Annotated in this window: 7 protein-coding genes; 2 read left to right on the forward strand and 5 right to left on the reverse strand. The window is 69.0% G+C overall.

Annotated features, from left to right (window positions below; translation table 11 throughout):
- Positions 1-3 precede the first annotated feature (3 nt).
- Positions 4-1,158 carry an MFS transporter gene (locus ACLQ7T_RS13205; protein WP_420479843.1) on the reverse strand — a complete coding sequence of 385 codons (1,155 nt, stop codon included), beginning with the start codon at positions 1,156-1,158 and terminating at the stop codon, positions 4-6.
- A 48-nt stretch (positions 1,159-1,206) separates the two neighbouring features.
- On the opposite strand from ACLQ7T_RS13205, the gene ACLQ7T_RS13210 reads away from it, so the two are divergent.
- Together ACLQ7T_RS13210 and pip are read left to right on the forward strand one after the other, a co-directional pair.
- Positions 1,207-1,578: a DUF423 domain-containing protein gene (locus tag ACLQ7T_RS13210; protein ID WP_420479844.1), complete on the forward strand. Its 372-nt coding sequence runs from the start codon at positions 1,207-1,209 to the stop codon at positions 1,576-1,578.
- A 27-nt stretch (positions 1,579-1,605) separates the two neighbouring features.
- Positions 1,606-2,580 carry a prolyl aminopeptidase gene (pip, locus tag ACLQ7T_RS13215; RefSeq protein ID WP_420479845.1) on the forward strand — a complete coding sequence of 325 codons (975 nt, stop codon included), beginning with the start codon at positions 1,606-1,608 and terminating at the stop codon, positions 2,578-2,580.
- Positions 2,581-2,684: 104 nt separating this feature from the next.
- Here the strand turns inward: pip and ACLQ7T_RS13220 are convergent, their stop codons facing one another.
- From ACLQ7T_RS13220 to ACLQ7T_RS13235, 4 genes are all read right to left on the reverse strand, one after another.
- Positions 2,685-3,155, reverse strand: coding sequence for a DUF6173 family protein (locus ACLQ7T_RS13220; RefSeq protein ID WP_420479846.1), 471 nt, complete (start codon positions 3,153-3,155; stop codon positions 2,685-2,687).
- A gap of 49 nt (positions 3,156-3,204) precedes the next feature.
- A complete protein-coding gene (rodA, locus tag ACLQ7T_RS13225) occupies positions 3,205-4,371 on the reverse strand; it encodes a rod shape-determining protein RodA (RefSeq protein WP_420472306.1) in 1,167 nt (388 codons plus the stop codon).
- Positions 4,368-6,458, reverse strand: coding sequence for a penicillin-binding protein 2 (mrdA, locus tag ACLQ7T_RS13230; RefSeq protein ID WP_420479847.1), 2,091 nt, complete (start codon positions 6,456-6,458; stop codon positions 4,368-4,370). Before mrdA ends, rodA begins: the two co-directional genes overlap by 4 nt.
- A partial coding sequence (locus ACLQ7T_RS13235; protein WP_420479848.1) for a hypothetical protein occupies positions 6,455-7,070 on the reverse strand: 616 nt, incomplete at its 5' end. The genes ACLQ7T_RS13235 and mrdA, both read right to left, overlap by 4 nt.

Below are 7,070 nucleotides of genomic sequence, written 5' to 3' on the forward strand. Positions count from 1 at the left end.
TCGTCAGACCAGCCGTCGCCGCAGCGACAGGGCCGCAACCAGCCCGACCGCGGACATCGCCGCCATCGCCGCATAGCCGCCCGCGCCAAAGCGATCGTAGAGCGGACCGGACACCGCCGTCGCGCCGCCGATCAGAAGGCCGGCGGACAGCACCGAACTGAGGGTCTGGGCCGCCGTCTGGCTGTCGCGGGGCGCCAGCCTCTCCACCAGCTGGACGCCGGCCAGGAAGGTGGCGGCGAAGGTCAGGGCGTGCAGCCCCTGCAGGGGCCACAGCAGCCACAGGGGCGGGGCGAAGGCCATGGCCGTCCAGCGCAGGATCGCCGCCGCCGAACCGATCACAAGCAGGTGCCAGGGGCCGATCCCCATGCGTCGGCGCCACGGCTCCACCAGCCACATCAGGGCCACCTCGACGACCACGCCGAACGCCCAGAGCTGGCCGGTCACCGCCTCGCTGATGCCCTGGGCCTTCCACAGCAGGGCCGAGAAGCCGTACTGGAAGGCGTGCGCCGCCTGCACCGCGCCGACGGCGAAGATGGCCGTCATGAAGACGGGATCGCGCAACAGCCGCCCGATCCCCCGGAAGCGATCCCGCTTGCGCAGCGGCGCCCCCTCGCCCACCGGTTCGGCCGGCAGGAGAAAAGCTCCGGCTCCGGCGATGGCGAGGCCCATCAGGGTGATCCAGACGACGATGGCGTCCGCCGGCGCGCCCAGCAGCACGGCCCCCATGCCGATATTGACCACCACGAAGGCGACGGACCCGCATCCGCGCGGCAGGGCGAAGGTGAAGCCCTCCTTCGCCGCCAGCCTGAGGGTCAGAACATCGCTGAGCGGGATTAGGGCGGCCGCCGCCGTCGCCCCGACGAACCACAGCACGGCCTTGCCCCAGACCCCGTCGACCAGTCCCGCGCCGCCGTAGCCGAGCGCCATCATCAGCCCGAGCAGGGCGATCGGGGCGCGACGGGTGCGGAAGCCGTCCGCCCAGACCGCCAGCAGCGGTCCGGTCACGACCCGTCCCAGCATGGGGGCCGCCAGCAGGGCGCCGATCTCCGCTCCGCTCAGGCCGTGGGCGCGGAACCACAATCCGGCGAACGGCAGGCTGACCCCGCTGGCGCCGAAGAGCAACACATACTGCAGGCCCATGCGGGCGGCGGCGTTCATGTCGGCGAAATAGCAGACGGAACGGATTCTTTCGCCTAGCGTGACGGCATGACGGTGAATCGGAATCTGGCGGCCTTCGCGGCCGTGAACGGAGCGATGGCGGTGGCGCTGGGCGCCTTCGCCGCACACGGCGCCGGCCCGCAGATCAAGAGCCTGCTGACCACGGGCGCCCAGTACCAGATGACCCACGCCCTGCTGGGCGTCGCCTGCGCCCTGTGGCCCGCGCGGACCGCCCTGATCGGCGTCGCAGGCTGGCTGGCGACCCTCGGCGGACTGATCTTTTCGGTCGCCCTCGCCCTGATCGGCCTGCTCAGCCTGCCGCGTCTCGGCGCTGTCGCCCCGATCGGCGGCGTGCTGATGATCGCGGCCTGGCTTCTGCTCGCCTTCGCCGCCCTGCGCTCACCCTCCGTCAGCGACTGACGGACCGTAGAACAACCGGATTCCTGAATGGCCTTCCCTCTGCCCGCCGCCCCGCGCCGCGACCTGTTCCCCGAGCTGGAGGCCTATGCCTCGGGCTATATGAAGACCGACGGCGTGCATGAGGTCTGGTACGAAGAAAGCGGCAACCCGCAGGGCCTGCCGGTCATCGTCCTGCACGGCGGACCGGGCGGCGCGGTGAACCCGGGCATGCGCCGGTATTTCGATCCGAAGAAGTACCGCATCGTGATGTTCGACCAGCGCGGCTGCGGCAACAGCCGTCCGAACGCCTCGCTCGAGGACAACACCACCTGGACCCTGATCGAGGACATCGAGCGCCTGCGCGAGCTGCTCGGCATCGACAAATGGGCGGTGTTCGGCGGCAGCTGGGGCTCGACCCTCTCGCTGGCCTACGCCATCACCCACCCGGAGCGCTGCACCGCCCTGTTGCTGCGCGGCATCTTCCTGCTGACCCGGCCGGAGCTGCACTGGTTCTACCAGGACGGCGCCTCGCATCTGTTCCCGGACGCGTGGGAGCGGTTCATCGCCCCCATCCCGGAGGCCGAGCGCGGCGACCTGATGGGAGCGTATTACAAGCGTCTGATCGGCGACGACCGGGCCGAACGCGAGCGTTGCGCCATCGCCTGGTCGAGCTGGGAGGGCGAGACGGTCAGCGTCCAGGGCCCCGACGCCCGGCCCGAGAAATTCGCCGAGCCGGAGTTCGCCGTCGCCTTCGCCCGGATCGAGAACTGGTACTTCACCAACGGCGGCTTCTTCCCCGAGGAAGGCTGGCTGCTCAAGAACGTCCACCGCATCCGCCACATCCCGTGCTGGATCGCCCAGGGCCGGTTCGACGTGGTCACCCCGATGACCAGCGCCTGGGCCCTGCACCGCGCCTGGCCGGAAGCGAAGCTGGACGTGATCGGTGACGCCGGCCACGCCTCGTCCGAGCCGGGCATCATCGACAGCCTGGTCCGCGCGACGGACTGGGCCGCTTCGCTTTAGGGACTAGGGATTAGGGACTAGGGATTGGGCAGAAGACATCGGGTGCCGAAACTGGGCTTCACCTGATCCCTAATCCCTAATCCCTAGTCCCTAATCCCTCCCCCTCACTTCGGGTTCGTCTTCTCCACCAGCTCGGACAGCTGGAAGCCGATCCGCTTCGCCTCGCGTTCTTCCGGCTTTTTGCGGGCGTCCAGCAGGACGTTGATCTGGGCGTAGTGCTGGATCAGGCGGACCGGCTTGCCCTCATTGTTCCGCCCAAGGAACAGGATGAAATCCGGCCCCCAGAAGCCGACGTCCTCGATCTGCATCACCCCGTCACCGGGCAGGCCGACGATGCGGGCGGCGATCTCCTCGTCCTTGTCGAGCCCCTTCTCATAGTCCTCGATCAGCTTGGAGAGCCGCACGAAGGCCCATTCGGCCGGGTTCCGCCGCATCCGCACGCCCTCGGTCAGGGCGGCCGCCTGCTCGGCCGTGGCGGAGGGAATAACCGGCTCGGGACAGGGCTTGTCGCCGCAGTCGGAGAACATGTCGGGCGGGGCGACGACGGGACCTTCAGGCGCGGAAGCATCGGACATGGCGCCAGCCTAGGCCCCGCGCCCCGTCCCGGCCAGCGTCACCGTGAACTCAAAACAGGCTGTACCCGCCCTTCGGCAGTTCAGCGTAACGGTGCACGCGGGTCGACAGGACCAGGCCGAAGCCGATCATCACCGTCATCATCGAGGACCCGCCGTAGGACAACAGCGGCATGGGCACGCCCACGACCGGCGCCATTCCCATCACCATCGCGCCGTTGATCAGGACGAACAGGGCGAAGAAAGCGGTCATCCCGGCCGCCGAGATCCGGCCGAAATGGCTGTGCGCCAGAGAGGCGATGCGCAGGGCGATCAGGATCACCGCGACGTAACAGACCACCAGGCTGAACGAGCCGAGGAAGCCGAACTCCTCCGACACGGTGGAGAAGATGAAGTCCGTATGCCGCTCGGGCAGGAACTCCAGCTGGCTCTGGCTGCCCAGGCCGTAGCCCTTGCCCAGGAAACCGCCCGATCCCAGGGCGATCTTGGACTGGATGATGTTGTAGCCCGTGCCCGTCGGGTCGGCCTCCGGGTTCAGGAAGGTCAGCACCCGGTTGCGCTGGTAGTCGTGCATCCCGAACATCACGAACGGCGGGATGATCGCGACCGCCGCCGCTATGCCCGCCGCGATGATGCGCCAGCTGAGCCCCGCCAGGAACATGATCACCGCGCCCGTCAGGCCGAGGATCATGGCCGAGCCGAGGTCCGGCTGTTTGGCGATCAGAATGAAGGGCACGCCAATCATTCCGGCCGGGAAGATCAGCTTCCACGACCAGCGCGCCTCCTGGGCGGTATGGCTGTGGTACCAGCGCGCCAGCGCCAGAACGAGGCCGATCTTCATGAACTCGGCCGGCTGAATTCGGGTGAAGCCGAGGTTCAGCCAGTTCTTCGCCCCCGCCCCGGCGGGCTCATAGCCCAGCGGGGTGAACTCGATCATCAGCACGAGGATCAGCAGGATCCCGTAGGTCGGATAGGCGGCGCGGAACCACCATTTGGGATGGACCATGGCCAGCCCCAGCATCACGACCAGCAGACCGCCGAACCGGATGAGGTGATTCACCGCCCACGGGCGCCAGCTGCTGCCGGCGATCGAATAGAGCATGGCCGCGCCGACGCTCGCGATCACACAGATCAGGGCGATCAGCCGCCAGTCGAGCTCGGCGATCTTGGTGGTCAGCCGGTCGCGTTCACCGGGACGGGTCAGGGCCGAGGCGGTCATCGGGGCGGCTCCGACAGATAGGGGCGCGGCCCGGTCGTGGCGGTGGGCGCGGCCGGCGTCGGCGCCGCGGGACGGGGCGTCAGCACCTCCGCCGCCTCGGGCCCGGTCACCTCGCCGCCCGGACCGTCGCCGGCCTCGCCCTCATCGGCGCCCGCCGGGGTCTGGGCCTCGGGCGGCAGCGGCCGCTCGATCCGCGCGCGCATGTCCGGGTCCTTCAGCAGGACGGTCTTCATGATCTCGCGGGCCTTCGGCGCCGCATCGGCCGCGCCGCCCGCCGGTGCGTGCTGGATGATCAGGGCGATAGCGTAACGCGGCGCGTCATGCGGGGCGAAGGCGACGAACAGGGCGTGGTCGCGGCGGCTCCATATCGCGTTGCGCGGACCACGGGATTCGCCGGGTTTGTAATCGCGGGACTGGGCGGTGCCGGTCTTGCCGGCCATTTGGATGTCGCCCAGCCCAAGCTGCGAGGCGCGGTAGGCGGTGCCGGTCACATCGTTCGCCACCGCGGCCATCCCGCCCCGGACGATGTTCAGATGCTCGACCGGGATGGGCAGATCGCCGAACTCGTCGCCCTCGGGCCGGTTCACCCCGCCGACCGACTTCACCAGACGGGGCTGGATCGCCTTGCGTCCGTTGGCGAGACGCGAGGTCATCACCGCGAGTTGCAGGGCGTTGACTGCCAGGGCGCCCTGACCGATCGACACCGACAGGGTTTCGCCGGGATACCAGGTCCCGTCGTCCTGCCAGGGCGTCGCCTCGGCATACTCGCGCTTCCATCGCGTCGACGGCACGATGCCCTTCGACTGGCCGGCGATGCCGATCTCATAGGTGTGGCCGAAGCCCAGCTCGCCGGCGATCTTGGCGATCCGGTCCACGCCCGCGCGATTGCACAGGTGATAGAAATAGGTGTCGCACGAGTTCTTGATGGCGTTGTGCATGTCCATCGCCCCGTGCCCGCCGCGCCGCCAGCAGCGGAAGGTGCGGGAGCCGTAGCGATAGCCGCCGGTGCAGACGACCCGCTCGCGCGGGTCGACACCGGCGTCCAGCAGGGCGAGCGCCGTGGTCATCTTGAAGGTCGAGCCGGGCGGGAAGGTGCCGTAGATCGCCTTGTCCAGCAGCGGCTTGCGCTCGTAGTCGCGCAGGGCGTTGTAGATGTGGCTGGGCACCCCGCCGACGAACAGGTTGGGATCGAACGACGGCGTCGAGACCATGCACAGGATGTCGCCGTTGCGGACGTCCATCACCACACAGCCGCCCGCCTCCTCGCCGTAGACCTCCAGAGCCCGGTTCTGGACGTCGGAATCCAGCGTCAGGACGATGTCCTTGCCCGGTTCGGCCGGACGGGAGCCGCCGACGTCCTCGGCCACGACCCGCCCCCGGGCGTCGACCTCGACCCGGTTGCCCCCGGCCTCGCCGCGCAGGTCGCTGTCGAACGCGCGCTCCACCCCCTGCCGGCCGATACGGAAGCCCGGGTTGTAGAGGATTTCAGGGACCTTCTCGCCCCGATCCTGGATCGCCTTGATGTCCCGGTCGTTGGGCTTGGCGACGTAGCCGATCACATGGGCGAAGGCGCCCCCGAACGGGTAGAACCGCGCCTCGTTCATGTCCGCCATCACGCCGGGCAGCTCGTTGGCGTAGAGGTTGACCCGGGCGAACTCCTCCCAGCTCAGGTCGCTCTTGACCGGCACGGGCGAGAAGCGCGGCGCCGCGTTCACATCCCGGATGATCGAGCGCCGACGCTCCTGGGTGTCCGGGAGCAGCCGCCCGAGCAGATCCAGCGTCTGGTCCAGGTCCTTGGTCTCATCGCGTACGACCAGCACGCGGAAGCTGGGACGATTGCCGGCGATGACCACGCCGTTGCGGTCCAGAATACGGCCACGAGGCGGCGGCACCAGACGGAAGTTGAACTGGTTCTGGCTGGCCAGGGTGGCGTACTCGTGCGCCTGGAACACCTGCAGTTGGGCCAGTCGTCCGCCCAGCGCCAGCCCGCCCAGGCCGGTCAGACCGCCGAGCACGAAGGTGCGACGCAGGAAGGACCCCTGCCGCTCGTTCGGGTCCGAAAAGAAGATGGAGGGTTCCGAGCTCATCGGAACCTCACATCGCCGTCGTCAAACTCCTCGACCATCCGGTTCGCGAACGGGAAGAGCAGAAGGGTCGGCACGATCTGGCCGATCAGGGCCAGCAGGCTGGGCATGTTGCCCGCCTTGATCGAGACGACCGCGTAACAGATCACGAAGGCCAGGGCGCAGACCGAGGCGTACCAGATGAACAGGACAGCCGTATCCTGCCCGACGAGGAATGATCGCGCGCCCAGCACGACCGCATAGACCGCCAGCAGGGCCAGGGCCCACATCCCCAGAAGCCCCTGCCCGCCCCAGAAGATATCCAGGAACAGGCCCAGGGCGCCGAGCACCAGCGGCGCCACCCAGGACGGACGGATCAGCGGCCAGGCGAAGGCCAGAACCAGCGGAATGACCGGCTCGGGCAGGCTGAGGCCGAACAGCTTCACCGGGGTCGCCAGCACCATGGTCACCGCGACCGCGATCAGGGCCGGAAACACGATCCACTGCACCGGCCCGACGACGCGAACCGAGACGCCGCGTTTCATTCCGTCCCTCCGGCGGGCGTCTGCTGCGGGGTCGGGCTCGCCGGCGCAGGGGCGGCCGGGCGAGCCGGCGGACGGGCCGGCGTCGGAGCCG

The organism is Brevundimonas sediminis (assembly GCF_048799765.1).
Lineage (GTDB): Bacteria > Pseudomonadota > Alphaproteobacteria > Caulobacterales > Caulobacteraceae > Brevundimonas.

Excerpts from the sequence above, each read along its gene's own strand:
- ACLQ7T_RS13205 (WP_420479843.1), bottom strand. The coding sequence starts at position 1,158 with ATGAACGCCGCCGCCCGCATGGGCCTGCAGTATGTGTTGCTCTTCGGC.
- ACLQ7T_RS13210 (WP_420479844.1), top strand. The coding sequence starts at position 1,207 with ATGACGGTGAATCGGAATCTGGCGGCCTTCGCGGCCGTGAACGGAGCG.
- pip (WP_420479845.1), top strand. The coding sequence starts at position 1,606 with ATGGCCTTCCCTCTGCCCGCCGCCCCGCGCCGCGACCTGTTCCCCGAG.
- ACLQ7T_RS13220 (WP_420479846.1), bottom strand. The coding sequence starts at position 3,155 with ATGTCCGATGCTTCCGCGCCTGAAGGTCCCGTCGTCGCCCCGCCCGAC.
- rodA (WP_420472306.1), bottom strand. The coding sequence starts at position 4,371 with ATGACCGCCTCGGCCCTGACCCGTCCCGGTGAACGCGACCGGCTGACC.
- mrdA (WP_420479847.1), bottom strand. The coding sequence starts at position 6,458 with ATGAGCTCGGAACCCTCCATCTTCTTTTCGGACCCGAACGAGCGGCAG.